The sequence below is a fragment of the Micromonospora polyrhachis genome (assembly GCF_014203835.1).
In the GTDB taxonomy this organism is placed as follows: Bacteria; Actinomycetota; Actinomycetes; order Mycobacteriales; family Micromonosporaceae; genus Micromonospora_H; species Micromonospora_H polyrhachis.
Map to the genome: position 1 here is coordinate 3872422 of NZ_JACHJW010000001.1, position 15704 is coordinate 3888125.

At 68.0% G+C, this 15704-nt stretch carries 19 protein-coding genes; 10 read left to right on the top strand and 9 right to left on the bottom strand.

The window, feature by feature from the left end:
- Window positions 1-147: 147 nt before the first annotated feature.
- A complete protein-coding gene (locus tag FHR38_RS16915) occupies window positions 148-663 on the top strand; it encodes an O-acetyl-ADP-ribose deacetylase (RefSeq protein WP_184535582.1) in 516 nt (171 codons plus the stop codon).
- A 109-nt stretch (window positions 664-772) separates the two neighbouring features.
- Here FHR38_RS16915 and FHR38_RS16920 read toward each other — a convergent pair whose 3' ends face one another.
- Window positions 773-1408 (bottom strand): TetR/AcrR family transcriptional regulator, encoded by a 636-nt coding sequence (locus tag FHR38_RS16920; protein WP_184535583.1) that lies wholly within the window; start codon window positions 1406-1408, stop codon window positions 773-775.
- Between the two features lie 23 nt (window positions 1409-1431).
- On the opposite strand from FHR38_RS16920, the gene FHR38_RS16925 reads away from it, so the two are divergent.
- The gene (locus FHR38_RS16925) at window positions 1432-2355 is read left to right on the top strand and encodes an NmrA/HSCARG family protein (RefSeq protein ID WP_312882215.1); all 924 of its coding nucleotides are present in this window, start codon (window positions 1432-1434) and stop codon (window positions 2353-2355) included.
- The gene (locus FHR38_RS16930; RefSeq protein WP_184535584.1) at window positions 2352-2774 is read left to right on the top strand and encodes an SgcJ/EcaC family oxidoreductase; all 423 of its coding nucleotides are present in this window, start codon (window positions 2352-2354) and stop codon (window positions 2772-2774) included. The genes FHR38_RS16925 and FHR38_RS16930 overlap by 4 nt, the downstream gene beginning before the upstream one ends.
- Here FHR38_RS16930 and FHR38_RS16935 read toward each other — a convergent pair.
- Window positions 2771-3586 carry a helix-turn-helix domain-containing protein gene (locus FHR38_RS16935; RefSeq protein ID WP_184535585.1) on the bottom strand — a complete coding sequence of 272 codons (816 nt, stop codon included), beginning with the start codon at window positions 3584-3586 and terminating at the stop codon, window positions 2771-2773. The genes FHR38_RS16930 and FHR38_RS16935 overlap by 4 nt on opposite strands.
- A 135-nt stretch (window positions 3587-3721) precedes the next feature.
- Between FHR38_RS16935 and FHR38_RS16940 the strand changes: the two genes are divergently transcribed.
- The 3 genes from FHR38_RS16940 to FHR38_RS16950 all read left to right on the top strand — a co-directional run bounded on the left by FHR38_RS16940 (window position 3722) and on the right by FHR38_RS16950 (window position 6671).
- A complete protein-coding gene (locus tag FHR38_RS16940; RefSeq protein ID WP_184535586.1) occupies window positions 3722-4156 on the top strand; it encodes a hypothetical protein in 435 nt (144 codons plus the stop codon).
- Between the two features lie 3 nt (window positions 4157-4159).
- On the top strand, window positions 4160-4798 hold the full coding sequence (locus FHR38_RS16945) for an NAD(P)-dependent oxidoreductase (protein WP_184535587.1): 639 nt from the start codon (window positions 4160-4162) through the stop codon (window positions 4796-4798).
- 136 nt (window positions 4799-4934) lie between these two features.
- A complete protein-coding gene (locus FHR38_RS16950; RefSeq protein ID WP_184534137.1) occupies window positions 4935-6671 on the top strand; it encodes a transposase in 1737 nt (578 codons plus the stop codon).
- Window positions 6672-6844: 173 nt separating this feature from the next.
- Here FHR38_RS16950 and FHR38_RS16955 read toward each other — a convergent pair whose 3' ends face one another.
- From FHR38_RS16955 to FHR38_RS16965, 3 genes are all read right to left on the bottom strand, one after another.
- Window positions 6845-7399 carry a class I SAM-dependent methyltransferase gene (locus tag FHR38_RS16955; protein ID WP_184535588.1) on the bottom strand — a complete coding sequence of 185 codons (555 nt, stop codon included), beginning with the start codon at window positions 7397-7399 and terminating at the stop codon, window positions 6845-6847.
- Between the two features lie 384 nt (window positions 7400-7783).
- Window positions 7784-8041: a hypothetical protein gene (locus tag FHR38_RS16960; RefSeq protein ID WP_184535589.1), complete on the bottom strand. Its 258-nt coding sequence runs from the start codon at window positions 8039-8041 to the stop codon at window positions 7784-7786.
- Window positions 8042-8208: 167 nt separating this feature from the next.
- Entirely contained in the window at window positions 8209-9072 is an 864-nt protein-coding gene (locus tag FHR38_RS16965; RefSeq protein WP_184535590.1) for a polysaccharide deacetylase family protein, read from the bottom strand.
- 63 nt (window positions 9073-9135) lie between these two features.
- Here FHR38_RS16965 and FHR38_RS16970 point away from each other — a divergent pair, with 63 nt between their 5' ends.
- Window positions 9136-9501, top strand: a complete 366-nt coding sequence (locus FHR38_RS16970) for a MerR family transcriptional regulator (protein ID WP_184535591.1) — start codon at window positions 9136-9138, stop codon at window positions 9499-9501.
- Between the two features lie 204 nt (window positions 9502-9705).
- Entirely contained in the window at window positions 9706-9828 is a 123-nt protein-coding gene (locus FHR38_RS32870; RefSeq protein WP_281384867.1) for a hypothetical protein, read from the top strand.
- Between the two features lie 211 nt (window positions 9829-10039).
- On the opposite strand, the gene FHR38_RS16975 is transcribed toward FHR38_RS32870, so the two are convergent.
- From FHR38_RS16975 to FHR38_RS16985, 3 genes are read right to left on the bottom strand one after another with little or no spacing between them, the layout of a single operon-like run.
- Complete coding sequence (locus FHR38_RS16975) at window positions 10040-11050, bottom strand: LacI family DNA-binding transcriptional regulator (protein WP_184535592.1); 1011 nt, start codon at window positions 11048-11050, stop codon at window positions 10040-10042.
- 35 nt (window positions 11051-11085) lie between these two features.
- The gene (locus tag FHR38_RS16980; protein WP_221449059.1) at window positions 11086-12480 is read right to left on the bottom strand and encodes a GH1 family beta-glucosidase; all 1395 of its coding nucleotides are present in this window, start codon (window positions 12478-12480) and stop codon (window positions 11086-11088) included.
- A 23-nt stretch (window positions 12481-12503) separates the two neighbouring features.
- Window positions 12504-13277: a maleylpyruvate isomerase family mycothiol-dependent enzyme gene (locus tag FHR38_RS16985; RefSeq protein WP_184535593.1), complete on the bottom strand. Its 774-nt coding sequence runs from the start codon at window positions 13275-13277 to the stop codon at window positions 12504-12506.
- Window positions 13278-13344: 67 nt separating this feature from the next.
- On the opposite strand from FHR38_RS16985, the gene FHR38_RS16990 reads away from it, so the two are divergent.
- A complete protein-coding gene (locus FHR38_RS16990) occupies window positions 13345-14439 on the top strand; it encodes a UDP-N-acetylmuramate dehydrogenase (protein ID WP_376771415.1) in 1095 nt (364 codons plus the stop codon).
- Here FHR38_RS16990 and FHR38_RS16995 read toward each other — a convergent pair.
- The gene (locus FHR38_RS16995) at window positions 14423-14899 is read right to left on the bottom strand and encodes a MerR family transcriptional regulator (protein ID WP_184535595.1); all 477 of its coding nucleotides are present in this window, start codon (window positions 14897-14899) and stop codon (window positions 14423-14425) included. The two genes, FHR38_RS16990 and FHR38_RS16995, sit on opposite strands and share 17 nt — an antisense overlap.
- A gap of 57 nt (window positions 14900-14956) precedes the next feature.
- Between FHR38_RS16995 and FHR38_RS17000 the strand changes: the two genes are divergently transcribed.
- Window positions 14957-15658, top strand: coding sequence for an SDR family oxidoreductase (locus FHR38_RS17000; protein WP_184535596.1), 702 nt, complete (start codon window positions 14957-14959; stop codon window positions 15656-15658).
- The last annotated feature ends 46 nt before the right edge of the window (window positions 15659-15704 follow it).

Genomic DNA, 15704 nt, shown 5'->3' on the forward strand with positions numbered 1-15704 from the left:
GGGCCGACTGAGGCAATGCCAGCGCGGAGCACGGTGTCCGGTCACGGATCTTGACACACCCGATACGCCCCGGTGGCAAACTCCTACGCGGCCGTAACAGCGGCCGTAACAGCGGCCGTAACGGCCGTCGGGTTGGGGGAGGCGTCGATGGGTGTCGCGCTGGTCCAGGGGGACATCACCGGGGAACAGGTGGATGCGATCGTCAACGCCGCCAACTCGTCCCTGCTGGGCGGTGGCGGAGTGGACGGGGCGATCCACCGACGCGGCGGGCCGGCGATCCTCGACGAGTGCCGGGCGCTGCGCGCCTCCCACTACGGTCGGGGTCTGCCGACCGGGAAGGCGGTGGCGACCACCGCCGGCAACCTGTCCGCCCGCTGGGTGATCCACACCGTCGGCCCGGTCTGGTCCGCTGCCGAGGACCGGTCGCAGTTGCTACGCGACTGCTATCGCAACAGTCTGCGGGTCGCCGACGAACTGGGTGCCACCACCGTCGCGTTCCCACTGATATCGGCCGGCGTCTACGGCTGGCCGGTCGACGACGCCGTACGACAGGCGCTGACCGTACTGCGGGAAGCGGCGTCGACCGAGGTGCGCCTGGTGCTGTTGGGAGCCGACGCGTTCGCCACGGCACAGAGAGTCGCCGCCACGTTCGTGACCGACTGACAGCGGCGTGGCGAAGACCGGCCAGCGAGGGTGGCCGTGCTGGGCGACGGTCGAACCGCTGACCGAGCCTGGCTGAGATCTCCGCAGGGGTGCTTCTCGGTCGACGCTGTCAGTGGGTGGCCCACATGGCCTCGTAGTGCCGAGGGTCCGGTGGAGGACTTGGTAGCGGCGTGGCGTTGTGGGCCCTGAGGCCGTCCACAGCGATTGCCAGCAGGCGGAACCGGGCTGCTTCCTCGGCTTGTTTCGAGGGAGCTGGCCCCGGCCGGCTGAACTGTCCGATGAGCAGCGAGATGTCCATGGTGGTCACATCGGCGCGAAGGGCTTTCGCGCGGTGGGCCCGGGTGATCAGAGCGTTGGTGAACCGCTGGGCTTGTTCGGCGGCCTCCTGCATCTGCGGTGTGATGTCGATGGTTCCCGCCAGCGGGGCCAAGGCGCCGAAGCCGAACCGCACGCATTCGACGATGTGGTGGATCAGGCCCTGCCACGGATCATCGATCGCCAGTGCGGCGCGAGCCGTCTCGGCGAGGTGTTGCAGGGAGTCGGCGCACAGTCGTTGGAGCAGTTCCTCCTTGGTGCGGTACCGGCGGTACAGGCTGCCCATTCCCACCCCGGCCCGCTCGGCGACGGCCGAGACCGGAGCGTCGAATCCCTGGGCGATGAAGACCTCGCGGGCCGCCTCGATCAGCGCCTGGTCGTTGCGTGCGGCGCGGGCTTGGGGCCCACGCTTGCGGGGCGTGTCGGACATACGCCAAGCGTACCTATTGCGGAGTGATCTTCTCCGAGTTAACTTATTCGGAGCGAGTTGCTCCGAATAAAGAGAGGGTATCCATGTCTGATTCCGATGTCATCCTGGTCACCGGCGCGACCGGCAACCAGGGCGGTGCCACGGCACGCCAACTGCTGGCCCGTGGCTGGCAGGTCCACGCGTTGGTACGCGATCCGGGCAAGCCGGCCGCCCAGGAGTTGCAGGACCAGGGCGCGGTACTGGTCCAGGGCGATCTGGAGGACCCTGACTCCCTCCGCAGGGCGATGGACGGCGTACACGGGGTCTTCAGCGTCCAGGCGCTGGCGTACGAGCCGCACACCCTGGCCGCAGAGGTGCGTCAGGGCAAGGCAGTGGCCGACATCGCCAGCGAGATTGGCCTCGCGCACCTGGTCTACAGCTCCGTCGGCGGTGCCGAACGCAACACCGGCATCGACCACTTCGAAAGCAAGGCCGAGATCGAGCGACACATACTGAACCTCGATCTGCCCGCCACCATCGTGCGCCCGGTGTTCTTCATGAACAACCTGCTGCACTACGCCGACGCGCGAGGCGAGCGGGTCCTGTCGCTGCCGGTCGATCCCCACAAGCCGATGCAGGTCATCGCCGTCGACGACATCGGTGTCTTCGTCGCCGACGCCTTCGACCACCCGGGCCGGTCCATCGGCCGCCAGATCGAGCTCGCCGGTGACGAACTCACCTTCCCCCAGGTCGCCGAGATCTACCAACGGGTCACCGGTACACCAACCCGTCTTGAGGTGCTGCCCATCGAAGAGCGCATGTTCCAGTGGTTCGCCGAAGCCGGCTACCAGGCCGATATTCCCGCACTGCGCCGCCAGCATCCGGAACTGCTGACCTTCGAGCAGTTCCTGAGCCGACGACTCGCAGCACCCACGCATACCAATGGACGACAGGGAGCCGATCGATGAACAGGCAGAGCGACGAAGACCGGATCGCCGCCATCAGGCAGGTGGTGGCCGACGCCGAGAAGTACCAGAACGATCCTGAGCCGTTTCTCGCCCTGCACACCGCCGAAACGATCATTGTCAACATTGCTGGCCGGCGGGTCCTGGGCCGGGACGCCCTGCGAGCAGCCATGACGGCAGCCCTGGCGAGCCCGCTGGCGCAGGTGCGCACCAGGCAGGAGATCGTGGACGTGCGCTTTCCCGCCCCCGGGGTCGCGCTCGTCAGTTGCACCAAGCACGTGTCCGATGACCGGGATGCAGTGGTGAAGGACGCCAGCGGTGCTGGTCTGCCGAAGTCGGGCAGCCTCACCTACATCCTGGTCGAGGAAGCGGACGCCTGGCGCATTGCTCTTGCGCAGACAACTCCGATCATGGCTAGCTAGCTAGCCGGCGGGGCGGCCAGGCGGCGGAAGGTTGACGCGGTGAACTCGTCGAGTGGATAGAACAACTCGATCCCCAGCTCCGACAGTGTCACGTCGGCTGGGGCGCCGAAGGTGGTCATGGTGCCGAACATCGACAGCTCGCCCAACGGCGTACGGACCCGGAGCGGCACCTGCACCGGACACGGTCGGGTCGCCGGTACATCCGCCCCGGCGCTCGGCTCGGTGACGACGGGATAGCCGCACACCTCGTCGTACAGTTTGCCCAGCTCGGCGTCCCCGGTGGCCTGGACCTGGCGGAGCAGCCGCTCCAGGAAGAGGGCGCGGACCTGGCTGAGGTTGACCAGGCGCGCGGCGAGCCCGTCGGGATGCAGGGTCAGCCGGAACACGTTCGGCCGTGGCTCCAGGACGTGCGCCGGGATGCCGTCCATGAGTACGGACATCGCCCGGTTACCGGCCACCACGTTCCAGAGCCGGTCGACCACGACGGCCGGATACGGCTCGTGCGTCGTCAGCATCGTGTCGAGCGCGGACCGGATCGAGGCCATGCCCTCGTCGTCCAGGCTGCTCTCCTGGTACGCCGGGGCGTAGTCGGCGGCCAACAGCAGAGTGTTGCGTTCCCGCAGTGGTACGTCCAGGACGGCGGCCAGATGCAGCAGCATTGCCCGGCTCGGTCGGGCCCGACCGGTCTCCACGCAGGACAGATGCCGGGCCGAGCTGTCCGCCCGGATGGCGAGTTCGAGTTGGCTGAGCCGACGGCGCTGACGCCACTCCCGTAGCAGGGTGCCCACCCGGGACGGCTGGTCGGAGTTCATGGCGGGAAGGGTAGTCATCGTTGGATCAGCGGGGCCATGACCTCTGAGGTCATTGAAGTCATGGTCCCGGGCTGCCACGGTCTCCACAACAGCCGGGCCAGCGCAGGCCAGGGCTGACCGAGTGAGGAGACCGAAATGACCACCCCAACCATGACCGCCCAGTACGCGGTGGACGGCAGACCACCATCGTCCCTGCTGCGTACCGTCCTGCTGATCGACGCCTGGAGCACCCTCGTCTTCGGTGTCTTCCTGCTGGCTGGTGGCTCGTGGCTCGGCGGCCCGCTCGGTCTGCCGATCACCTGGTCGGTTCCGATCGGCGTGGCGATGCTGGGCGGGGCCGCCGCGCTCGGCCTCATCGCGGGCTATCCGCGGATCCCGGCCCGGCTTGCCCTGACCGTCGTCGCGGGCAATCTGCTCGGCGGGGTGGCGCTCGTGCTGCTCACGGTCTCGGACCTGCTGCCGCTGACCGGGTTCGGCACTGTCTTCGTGTTGTTCGGTGCGGTGTTGGTCGTGGTGGGCGCGGCGCTGGAGTTCATCGGCTACCGGCGTTACCAGGCGGACGGTCGTTGACCGATGCTGATCACCGTGTTCGGGGCCACCGGGGGCACCGGCCGGCTCGTCGTCATGCAGGCGCTGGAAGCGGGACACGAGGTACGGGCGGTCGTCCGCGACCCGGCCCGAGTCCCGTTGGAGCACCGGAACCTGCACGTCCACCAGGCCGACGTCTTCGATCCGGCGGCCATCCGGCCGGCCCTTGCCGACGTCGATGCGGTCGTCTCCGCACTCGGTGCGCCGAGCCGCAAGGACACCTCGATGGTCTGCGCGAGGGGCGTACGCAGCATCCTGACCGCCATGGAGGCGACCGACGTACGCCGGATCGTGGCGATCAGCGCCCAGCCGGTGCTGCGGAACGGGAGCGGGGATCCGCTCTGGTTTCGTAGCACGGTGCTTCCGATCGTGCGGGCGCTCCACAAGAACGTCTACGTCGACCTGGCCCGCATGGAGCAGATCCTGGTCGCCAGCGCTGTTGAGTGGACGATCGTGCGGCCGCCGATGTTGACCGACAAGCCTGGCACCGGTCGCTACCGTTCAGCGATCGAGGCCAACATCGCCGGCTCCAGCCTGACCCGCGCCGACCTGGCCACGGCACTACTCGACGTATTGGCCGACCCGACCACCATCCGAGCCGCGATCGGCGTCACCGGTCCGTGAGGGCCAGTTGTCTATTCCGGGATCAGCCTGTGGCTGGTGGAGTTTGGGTGCATCCAGTGCGGCTCTGCGGGCTGTTGCGAAATGAAGTTGGGGGCGGTTGATCTCCTTTTTGTGCATATTTAGATAGAATGGTGGTATGGCAAAGGGGTACCGACCCGTTGATCGTGATCAACAGTTTCTGATGCCGCCGGATATGCGGCAGTGGCTGCGGGCTGATCATCCGGTGTGGGTGCTGATCGAGGCGGTGCGGCTGTTGGACACCACGCAGATACATGCCCGGTGTCGCACGGGTGGGGTGGGTCGGGCGGGCTTCGACCCGGACATGATGCTGACATTGTTGTTCTATGCCTACGCGCGGGGGATCCGCTCGTCACGGCGGATTGAGCGGCTGTGCTGGGAGGACGTGGGGTTCCGGGTGATCTGCGCGCAGGACGTGCCGGATCACACGACGATCTGGCGGTTCGCTGACATGGCCCCGCAGTTGGTGGAGAACTTGTTCGCCGAGGTGCTGCTGCTGTGCGCGAAGGCGGGGATGGGGCGGCTGGAGACGATCACGCTGGATGGGATGAAGATCGGCGCGAACGCGTCGATGAAGGCCAACCGCAGCGAGGAACGGATTCGCGCCGAGTTGGCCGAGGTGGCCGCCGAGGCGGTGGCCGAGCACCGGGCCACGGACACGGCCGAGGATGCGCTGTTCGGCGGCGCCTGCGGCGGTGACCAGCTGCCCGAGGAGTTGGCCGATGAGCGCTGTCGTGGGCCGCGGCTGCGGCGGGCATTGGCCGAGCTGGAGGCCGAGCGGACCGCCGGACAGGCCGAGGCTGGGGCTAAGGCGGATCAGTATCTGCAGCGTCAACGTCGCGGTGAGCGTATCCGCGGTAACGTGCCGGTCAACGCGGAGGTTGCCTCGGCCAGGCTACGGCTGGAACAGGCCATCGCCGCTCGGCAAGCCACGATCGCCGAGTGGGAGCAGCGCAACGCCGACAAGATCGCCGCGACGGGTAGCGGGCTGGTCGGTGCGCGGCCCCGCCCGGTCGATGAACACTTCGCGGTCGTGCGGGCGCGTACGTGGTTGGACAAGGCGCTGGCGCGGGCGGCCGAGCGGGAACGCCAGGTGGCCGATCAACGGCCGCGGGTGCGTAACGTCACCGACCCGGACAGTCGGCTCATGCCGACCAAGTCCGGGTTCATCCAGGGCTACAACCCGCAAAACGTGGTCTCGGCCGACCATCTGATCATCGCCACCGAACTGACCCAGGACACCGGTGATGTTGAACAGGCAAAGCCGATGATGGCCGCCGCCGAAGACGCCGCCAACCTCATCACCGGTGCCCATCGCGACCAGGCCGAAGCAGCGCAACTGACCTGCACCTGCCCACCAAAAGACAGCCAGGACTCACCGCCAACACCAACCGCCTCGCCGGCCACCGGTGCGACCCGCCGATCCTGTCCGCGCCACCCGAACGGGATCGGCACAATGGTCATGGACGCCGGCTACCTGTCCGAGGAGAATCTCACCGCCGCCGGACCCGACCGGCTCATCGCCACCGGCAAAAGCCACGACGTGGAGAAATCGGCCCGTACCCAACCCGCCGACCCGCCACCGGATCCCGACCAGCCCCACCACACCGATCCGGTCCAGCAGATGGCCCAGCGGTTACGCACCCCCGAAGGCATCGCCACCTACCGCCAACGCGGACACATCGCCGAGACCCCCCACGGCCACATCAAACACAACACAGGCATCCGCACCCTCACCCGCCGCGGTCTGGACCGTGCTACCGCCGAATGGAAGTTCATCTGCGCCACCTACAACATCAACCGGCTGGTACACACCCTCCGCACCACCGGCCATCTCCTACCCGGCAAGGCATAGCGCAGCCAGTCCACGAACCACCCCAACCCGCCGGCCACACCCCACAGGCCCCAACAACATCAAACCCCGAATACCACCAGCACCCGCTAACACCCCCCAACTTCATTTCGCAACAGCCCGTCTGGCAGCAATGGATGCACCCAAATCCGGCTGTTGTCGTCGGTCTGCTCGGCTCAGTGGAGCTTTCGGGCATGGACTCGTTCGATCACACCCCTGGCCAATCGCTCGGTCTCCTCGATGGTGACGTCAAGCCCGCGCAGGATGGTGACCGGCCGGCGGGTGTAGTGCTCGCCCTGTAGGGGGATGCTGGCCAGGTCGACGACGTGTTGCAGGGCGCGTAGCGGCCAGAAGGAAGCGGCGACGTGGTCGACCAGCAGCAGGCGTCCGCCTGGCCTTAGGACGCGGAGCGCCTCGACGAGAGCCGCGCGTTCGTCGGGGATGCAGCAGAGGGCGAAGGTGCTGACAACGGTGTCGAACGTCGCCGTCGGAAACGGAAGTGCAGTTGCGTCGGTCCGGCTGAGGGCGACCGCCCGACGGACCCGTTCGGCCTGGTGACGTGCGATGTGAAGCATGGCGGGGCTCCAGTCGATGCCGGTCAGGTCGACATCGCCAGGGTAGTGGGGGAGATTGGCACCGGTGCCAATGGCAATCTCCAGCGTGGTGCCGTGCGCCCGGCGGCATACCCAGGTTCGGCTGTCGGCGAAGAACCGGCGTTCAAGCCAGGCCATTCGTGTGTCGTAGCTGGGTGCCTGCCGGTTCCAGCAGCCGACAAGCCTTCCGGTTGATCGAGTCACGGCGTGACGGCTTTCGGTGAGTTGGTGATGGCGGGCGTCGATCCAGATCGTTGAAGCGTAGTCCCGGTCCTGTTAGGTCTGCGGTGAATCCCGCAGAGCCCGGAACGGCTGGCAGCGTTTGTTCCCCGACGAGATCCTGCCTCACGCCACTTGCCAACGAGACGCAGACGACAATCCCAGAAGCAGCCGGTGTGCCGATGCTCGTGACGGCCACCGGCACACCGGGATTTCGCATCGACAACCGTTTCAGGCCGCCTACGTCATGCCACGGCGATGGCCACCTGCAACTCCGCGTCGACCAGGGTCAGCTGGCGTAACCTAGCCCCGGGTCTTCACCAGGAACGCGTAGCCGACGACCTTCTCGCCCTTCCAGTCGTACATCTTGTAGCACGGCCCAGGCACCGTCCACGACGAGTAGTACGTCGGGCGGGCGTTGTTGCACGCCTTCAACGTCGAGTAGAGCGGGCTGGTGTAATCAGCGGAAGCGGGCGTGGCCATGGTCAGCACCAGACCGCCAGCTACCGCAGCGGCGGCGATGAAGCTACGGGCGCGCGGCCGGCGCAGGATCTTCCTCATCTTGTCTCCGTTCCTCACTGGCCGGTTCAAGCAGGAACCGGCTGTCAAGATCGTAAACGGGTCTGTCCAGTCCCATACATCGAGCGATCACGGTCGATTAGCTGGGTCAGGGGCGGCTGCCTCGGCGCTCCTCGGGCGCCGCCCACGAGGCTTCCCAGGGCAGCGTCCTACGCGTGCTCGAAGTGCTCGGCGATCTCGTCGCTGGTGGTCAGCCAAATGTCAGGCTGCGCTGCGAGGAACTCCAGCGCCTGGTCGAGGTACTTGTGCCGGAAGGGCTGGCCGATCGAGAACGGGTGCAGGGCCAACGCCATCACCCGGCCGCTGTGCTCGGAGTCGGCGCGCAGTTGCTCGTACTGGTCCTTGACGATCTGTACGAACTCTGGCCCGGTGGTTCCCTTGCCGAACAACATCAGGTCGTTGAGCTCGACCGAGTACGGAACGCTGATCATGTCGGGCACGTTCAGCCGGTACGGCTGGTCGTCGTTGGTCCAGTCGAGCAGGTAGCTCAGGCCGAGTTCGGCCAGCAACTTCGGGGTGTTGAAGGTCTCGGTCAGTCCAGGCCCCATCCAGCCGTGCGGCCGCTGCCCGGTGGCGTCGGCGATGGTGTCGACGACGTCGGTGAGGAACCGGCGCTCTTCGTCGATGGGCATGTTGGCCTGGAGGATCGAGTTGGTTCGCCCGTGCGCGAGCCAGGCCCAGTTGCGGCTCAGGCCGGCCTTGATGATCTGGGGGTAGTGGGTGGCGACATCAGAGTTCAGCAATACGCTTGCCCGGATACCGTGCCGGTCCAGGCTCTCGATGGTGCGCCAGATTCCGACTCGGGCTCCGTAGTCGCGCCATCCGTAATTCAGCGCATCGGGAACCAGGTCCACCGTGCCCGGCCAGATGCTGGTTGACGGGCGGTCGAGCAGGAAGTGCTCCACGTTGAGCCCGAGATAGAAGGCGACCTTGGCGCCACCGGGCCAGTTGATGGCTGGACGCTCGGTGATCGGGCGGTAATCGAAAAGGGCGTTCTCCACGGTGCTTGGCATGCCGGTACGGTAATAGTTGACACCAATGTCACGTTCAATGGTCGAGTCGGATGCGAGTGCGAAATGCGGATTGGCGAGCTGGCGCGACGTACCGGGGTCAGCGAGCGGTCGCTGCGCTACTACGAGCAGCAGGGCCTGCTACCGGCCGACCGTACGTCCGGTGGTCAGCGGGAGTATCCCCCAACGGCGGTCGACCGGGTGATCCGTATCCAGGAGCTCTTCGCTGCTGGTCTGAACAGCAAGAAGATCGCTGTGCTGCTCCCATGCATGCGCGACGCAGACGGGGGTCCCTCCGAGATCGCCACTCCACGGCTGGTCGCAGACCTTGTCGCCGAGCGGAACCGGATCGACCGGATGATCGTCGAACTCGCCAACTCTCGTACCGTGCTCGACGACGTGATCAACTCAGCGTCGGAGCAAGTTCGGTAGCCCAAGCGAATATTTCGATTACCTGTCAAAAGGCCACCCAGGGCTTTGGCCGGGTGATCCGGCGGCGTGACTGGCCCACCCACCAGGGGTGGGCCAGGCTCGACGGCTGCCAGCTCGACTCGACCATGATCGCAACGCCCGCCCGGCTCCTGCCAGGCAGATCCAGGTGCTCCGAAGCGACCGTGAGCGTGGCTACCGACGTTCATGCGGGACGCCTACCAGCGCGGCATCCTGCGCCAGGCCGGTGCGGTCTACCAGTTCCGGCACAGCCGGCTGCAAACCTATCTGGCCCAGCAACACGTTCCGCAATCGGCACCAACGCGATGACCGCCCCGCTCGGCTGATCACGGAAACATCGATGAGCCGTGCGGTTGGGCCTTCCGGGCTGCCGCAGCGGAAGTGCTGGCGTCGTTCCAGTCGTCGCCGATCTCCGGAGCGGTACCTTCAACTACGCGTACTCGTCGGACACGCACGGGGTGCAGGACACCTGGTACACCGATGTGGAGTGGCGCGAGCAGGCGCCTGCTTGTGGTGTTCGTCAGGCGGAGTCGCGTAGGACGAGTTCGGTGGAGAGCACCACGGGTGCCTCGGTCGGCTCGTCGGCGGTCAGCCGCAGCAGCATTCGGGTCAGCTCCCGGCCGATGTCCTGGATTGGCTGACGCACGGTGGTCAGCGGCGGATCGGTGTAACGGGCCATCCCGATGTCGTCGAAGCCGATCACGGCCACGTCGTCGGGCACCCGCCGTCCAGCCTGCCGCAGCGTACGCAATGCCCCGTGCGCCATCAGGTCGGAGGCGACGAAGACCGCGTCCAGGTCGGGTGCATCATCGAGCAGTTGGCGCATTGCCAGCAGCCCGGACTCCCGGGTGAAGTCGCCGTACGCCACGATCGGGTGACCACCGGCGGCCCGCAGCTCCCGCCGGTAGCCGGTGAGCCGTTCGATACCGGCGACCATGTCCTGCGGACCGGCGATGGTGGCGATCCGCTGCCGACCCGAGTCGAGCAGGTGCCGGACCGCCCGGGACACCCCGCCGACATGGTCGACGTCCACGTACGGCACCGTGATGTCGCCGAGCGGACGACCGCTGCACACCACCGGCACACCGGCCCGGACGATCCTGCTGGGCAGCGGGTCGGCCCCGTGCAGCGAGGCGAGCAGCACCCCGTCGACGTGCCCGCCGGTGACGTACCGTTCGACCCGCTCGTGCCCTGCCGGTGACCCGGCCAGCATCAACACCAGTTGCTTACCGGCGGCCTCCAACTCCTGACTGACTCCCCGGATGATGCCGGGGAAGACCTGGTCGTCGGAGAAGACCCGGGTGGCGGCCTCCGGCAGGATCAGCGCGATCGAGTCGGTCCGTTGGGTGACCAGGGCACGGGCCGCCTGGTTGGGCACGTAACCCAGTTCGCGAACCGCCCGGCGGACTGCCTCCTGGATCGGCCCGGCCACCGTGGTGGCGCCGTTGACCACCCGGGACACGGTCGCCCGGGACACCCCGGCCCGCCGGGCCACCGCCTCCAGGGTGGGCCGCTGCCGGGCCATGGTCATGCCGCGCTCCTTGCCGCTCCTCGCCGGTCCGGTCGTCACAGACCGTTGCGCCGGATCACTTCCCGATACCAGTGGGCGCTGTCCTTGAGCACCCGGCGTTGGCTCGGGTAGTCGACGTAGACGATGCCGAAGCGCTTGCGGTAGCCCTCGGCCCACTCGAAGTTGTCCAGCAACGACCAGACCAGGTAGCCGCGTAGGTCCACCCCGCGCGCGATGGCCGCGTGCGCGGCGCGCAGATGACCGTCGAGATAGGCGATCCGGTCGGCGTCCGGGACCGCCCCATCACCAGTGACGGTGTCCGGGGCGAGTTTGTCGGCGAAGGCGGCACCGTTCTCGGTGATCATCAGCGGTACGCCGGGGTAGTCCCGGGCGATCCGTGCCAGCAGGGCGGTCAGACTGTCGGGCTCGATCATCCAGCCCATCTCGGTGAGCGGCCCGGTCGGCTCCGGAAACTCGATCCCCTCGGTGCCCGGATAGGCCCCACCACCCCCGGCCGCGCCCGGCCGGTCCGCCACGTAGGTGGGCGAGTAGTAGTTGACGCCGAGCAGGTCGATCGGGGCGGCGATGGTCTGCTCGTCGCCGTCGCGCAGATGCGCCAGGTCGGTGAAGCGGGCGACGTGCTCCAGCACGTCCGCCGGGTAGCGTCCGCGCAGCAGCGGATCGAGGAAGATCCGGTTGTGCAGGCCGTCGACGAGGCGTACCGCTGCCTGGTCGGCGGCGCTGTCCGGGTCGACGGGGCGGACCGCGGCCGGGTTGAGGGTGATCCCGACGGTGGACGCGCCGGCCGCGCGCAGCGCCCGCGCGGCCAGCCCGTGCCCGAGCAACAGATGGTGTACGGCGGTGAAAGCCGCCGCCGGGTCCTGCCGTCCCGGTGCGTGCACGCCACTGCCGTAGCCCAGGTAGGCCGCGCACCACGGCTCGTTGAGCGTGGTCCACGTTCCGACCCGGTCGCCGAGTCGCCGATGCACCACGGCCGCGTAGTCGGCGAACCGCTCGGCGGTCTCCCGGGCGGTCCACCCGCCCCGGTCTTCGAGCGCCTGCGGCAGGTCCCAGTGGTAGAGCGTGATGATCGGATCGATGCCCTGGCCGCGTAGCTCGTCGACAAGCCGGTCGTAGAAGTCGAGCCCGCGCGGCTCGACAGCCCCGGAGCCGGCGGGCTGGATCCGGGGCCAGGCAACCGAGAAGCGGTACGCCCGCAGCCCCAACTCGGCCATCAACGCCACGTCCGAGGGATAGCGGTGGTAGTGGTCGCAGGCCATGTCGCCGGTGTCTCCGGCGTACACCTTTCCTGGCGTACGGCTGAAGGTGTCCCAGATCGAAGGCCCCCGGCCGTCCTCGCCGGTCGCGCCCTCGATCTGGTACGCGGCGGTGGCCGCACCCCAGACGAAACCCTCGGGGAACGTGATCGGCTTCGGGTCGAGACTGTTCAAGGGGTGACCACGCCTTTCGTCGGTCAGTTGGCGGGTTGTCCGACGCGCAGACCCTCCAGCAGACTCGCGTCACCGGTCACGTCCAGGACGTCCAGGCCGATCCGGCCCCAGAGTGCGAGCATGAGATCGCTGGCCGTGCCGGTGGCGTGCACCCGGGCGCGTGGGTCGTGGGTGTCCAGGATCGTGTCGGTGTCGAGCAGCGCGATGCCACTGCCACGCAGCCGCAGATACCACCGCTGGTCGGTGTCCGCGGCGACGAGTTGCACCACGCCGTGGAACTGCTGGTCGGAGGAGCGCCGTCCGGCCGGCAGGAAGGTGTCCACCACCTCGCTCACCCCGTCGGCCGCGAGCTTGGCCTCGATCGGGTCACCGGCCGCGATCGCCATCTGGGCATCCCACCGGTGGATCACCGTCTCGTGGGCCATCCGGCGGGGCCAGAAGCCGGCCTTCTTCGGTTGGGGAGCCCAGTTCCACGCGGGTGCCTCCGGGTCGAGCTCGTCGAGCAGCATGATGAGCTGGTCGAACTCCCGTTGCCACAGGTCCAGGGCAGAAACCCCCGGCGCCGGGTCTTCGAGTTGCCGGAAGGCGGACGGCTGCTCGGTGCTGCCCGAGGTGACGAAGCCGCGTACCCCGTAGTAGACCTGGGCGAGGTGGCGGACCAGATCGGTCACGGTCCAGCCGGGACAGGAGAGCACCGGTGTGTCGGGGGGAGCCTCGGCGACGGCGGCCCGGAAGGCCGGTCCTTCGACCCGCAACGCCCCGATCCAGAAGTCCTTGCTGCCATGGGGTCTGCTCATGATGTCCTCCCGTGCGACCGGTCTACCAGTGGGCGATCCGGCTGTCCCTCAGCCTAGGGTGAAGGGTGTGCCAGACGTTAGTGCCCAATTGGGCTTCGCCGTAGACCCTGCCGAGCCGGGATTGCTGGCGAGGTTCACGACGCTGGGCCTCGGGGGAACGCCGCGCCAGCTCGTCGTGGCGGAATATGCGGATGAAATCGCACAAAGTGTAAGGGAAGCCAAGCGTCAGAATCAGCCAGTGCTGATTCTGGCCGGCGGTAGCAACGTGATCATCGGCGACGCCGGCTTTCCCGGCACCGTTGTTTTGGTTCGCTCCCGAGGCTTCCGGATCGTCGCCGAAGACGAGACGACGGTGACCGTACGGGTCGAGGCCGGCGAACCCTGGGACGACCTCGTCGCCGCCACCGTAGAGGCCGGCTGGTCCGGACTGGAATGCCTCTCCGGCATCCCCGGCTCGGCCGGGGCCACTCCGATCCAGAACGTCGGAGCGTACGGCCAGGAAGTCGCCGAGACGGTCGTCTCCGTCGAGGCGTACGACCGGGTCACCGACGAGATCGTCGAGCTGACCGCCGAGCAGTGCGGCTTCGCCTACCGGTCCAGCATCTTCCGACACAGCGACCGCTGGGCCGTGCTCACCGTCGACTTCAAACTGGTCCGCTCACCACTCTCCACCCCGATCCGCTACGCCGAACTGGCCCGCGCGCTCGGCGTCGAGGTCGGCGACCGGGTGCCGCTCGCCGACGCCCGCGCCACCGTCCGTCGGCTGCGCGCCGGCAAGGGCATGGTGCTGGACCCGAACGACCCCGACACCCGCTCGGTCGGCTCGTTCTTCACCAACCCGGTGCTCGACGACGCGGCGTACGTGGCACTGGTCGCCCGCGCCGAGGTGCTGGGAGTCGGCGAACCGCCGTCCTGGCCCGGTGCCGGGGGCGTGGTCAAGGTCAGCGCCGCCTGGCTGATCGACAAGGCCGGGTTCAGCAAGGGCTATCGGGGCGCGGGCGGAGTGGCGATCTCCTCCAAGCACACGCTCGCCCTGACCAATCGGGGCAGCGGTACGACCGAAGCACTGCTCGGGCTGGCCCGGGAGATCCGCGGCGGCGTACACGACCGGTTCGGCGTCACCCTGCACCCGGAACCGATCATGGTCAACTGCCAGATCTGACCGCTGGTTGGTCGTCGACCGTCGGCCTGTCGTTGGTGGCCGTCGGCTCGACCGGGCGGTGCCAGTCGGGTTCGGCGCGGCCCTGGGCGAGGCTGTCCTCGTACATCTGCACCTTGCGGTTGATCAGGGCCAGGCATTCGGTGAGTGCGTCGATCTGTCGGCGTACGTCCGCCCGGTGCTGGCGTAGGACGGCGAGCCGGTCCAGCTCGTTGCCCGCACCGCGCCGGACGAGTTCGGCGTAACCACGGATCGCGGGCAGTGGCATGCCGGAGGCGCGGAGCCGGGTACAGAAGACCAGCCAGTCCACGTCCTGCTCGGTGTAGACGCGGTGACCGCCGGGTCCGCGTTGTACGGGACCCGCGAAGATCTGCTCGCGCTCGTAGAAGCGCAGAGCATGCACGCTCAACCCGGTGCGCTCGGCTACCTGGCCGATGCTCAGCCCCGGTGTGATCTCAGCCATGGCGGCCAGCCTAACGGCTTGACCTAGAGTCGACTCTAGCTCCTAGGGTCTGCGCCCATGACCAACTCTCCTGTCACCCTGATCACCGGCGGCTCCAGCGGAATCGGCGCGGCAACCGCCCGGAAACTGCTGGACCAGGGGCATCGGGTAGCCGTCACCGGACGTGACCAGGGCCGGCTCGACCGGTTCGCCGAGTCGCTCGACCGACCAGCCGACCTGCTGACCTTCGCTGGCGATGCGGCCGACTACGACGCGGTGGCGTCGGCGGTCGAGGCCACCGTCAAGAAGTTCGGCCGGCTGGACACGGCCGTCGCCAATGCCGGCTTCGCCACCCACGACGACGTGGCCACCGGTGACCCGGCTGGCTGGCGCGAGATGGTGCTGACCAACGTGCTCGGGCCGGCGTTGCTGATCAGGGCGGCCCTGCCCGCCCTGAAAGAGACCCGTGGGCGGATCATCCTTGTCGGCAGCGTCGCCGGTTTCATCCACACGCCGGGCAACATCTACGGGGCGACCAAGTGGGCGGTGACCGGCCTCGCCGAGAACACCCGGCGCATGGTTACCGGCGACGGGGTCGGCGTGACCCTGATCGCGCCGGGTCGGGTGGAGACGCCATTCTGGGACGGTCTCGGCAGTTTGCCCGACGGCGCGTTGCTGACCGCCGAACACCTCGCCGACTCGATCACCTGGGCGATCAACCAGCCGAGCGGCGTCGACGTCAACACAATGGTGGTCCGGCCGATCGGGCAGCCGCGCTGACCAGCGGCTTACGCGGGCGCGACGGCGGGTCGCACCGTTGTGGCGG

Coding starts and splice junctions, on each gene's coding strand:
- FHR38_RS16915 (WP_184535582.1), top strand. CDS start 148: ATGGGTGTCGCGCTGGTCCAGGGGGACATCACCGGGGAACAGGTGGAT.
- FHR38_RS16920 (WP_184535583.1), bottom strand. CDS start 1,408: ATGTCCGACACGCCCCGCAAGCGTGGGCCCCAAGCCCGCGCCGCACGC.
- FHR38_RS16930 (WP_184535584.1), top strand. CDS start 2,352: ATGAACAGGCAGAGCGACGAAGACCGGATCGCCGCCATCAGGCAGGTG.
- FHR38_RS16935 (WP_184535585.1), bottom strand. CDS start 3,586: ATGAACTCCGACCAGCCGTCCCGGGTGGGCACCCTGCTACGGGAGTGG.
- FHR38_RS16940 (WP_184535586.1), top strand. CDS start 3,722: ATGACCACCCCAACCATGACCGCCCAGTACGCGGTGGACGGCAGACCA.
- FHR38_RS16945 (WP_184535587.1), top strand. CDS start 4,160: ATGCTGATCACCGTGTTCGGGGCCACCGGGGGCACCGGCCGGCTCGTC.
- FHR38_RS16950 (WP_184534137.1), top strand. CDS start 4,935: ATGGCAAAGGGGTACCGACCCGTTGATCGTGATCAACAGTTTCTGATG.
- FHR38_RS16955 (WP_184535588.1), bottom strand. CDS start 7,399: ATGGCCTGGCTTGAACGCCGGTTCTTCGCCGACAGCCGAACCTGGGTA.
- FHR38_RS16960 (WP_184535589.1), bottom strand. CDS start 8,041: ATGAGGAAGATCCTGCGCCGGCCGCGCGCCCGTAGCTTCATCGCCGCC.
- FHR38_RS16965 (WP_184535590.1), bottom strand. CDS start 9,072: ATGCCAAGCACCGTGGAGAACGCCCTTTTCGATTACCGCCCGATCACC.
- FHR38_RS16970 (WP_184535591.1), top strand. CDS start 9,136: ATGCGGATTGGCGAGCTGGCGCGACGTACCGGGGTCAGCGAGCGGTCG.
- FHR38_RS32870 (WP_281384867.1), top strand. CDS start 9,706: ATGCGGGACGCCTACCAGCGCGGCATCCTGCGCCAGGCCGGTGCGGTC.
- FHR38_RS16975 (WP_184535592.1), bottom strand. CDS start 11,050: ATGACCATGGCCCGGCAGCGGCCCACCCTGGAGGCGGTGGCCCGGCGG.
- FHR38_RS16985 (WP_184535593.1), bottom strand. CDS start 13,277: ATGAGCAGACCCCATGGCAGCAAGGACTTCTGGATCGGGGCGTTGCGG.
- FHR38_RS16995 (WP_184535595.1), bottom strand. CDS start 14,899: ATGGCTGAGATCACACCGGGGCTGAGCATCGGCCAGGTAGCCGAGCGC.
- FHR38_RS17000 (WP_184535596.1), top strand. CDS start 14,957: ATGACCAACTCTCCTGTCACCCTGATCACCGGCGGCTCCAGCGGAATC.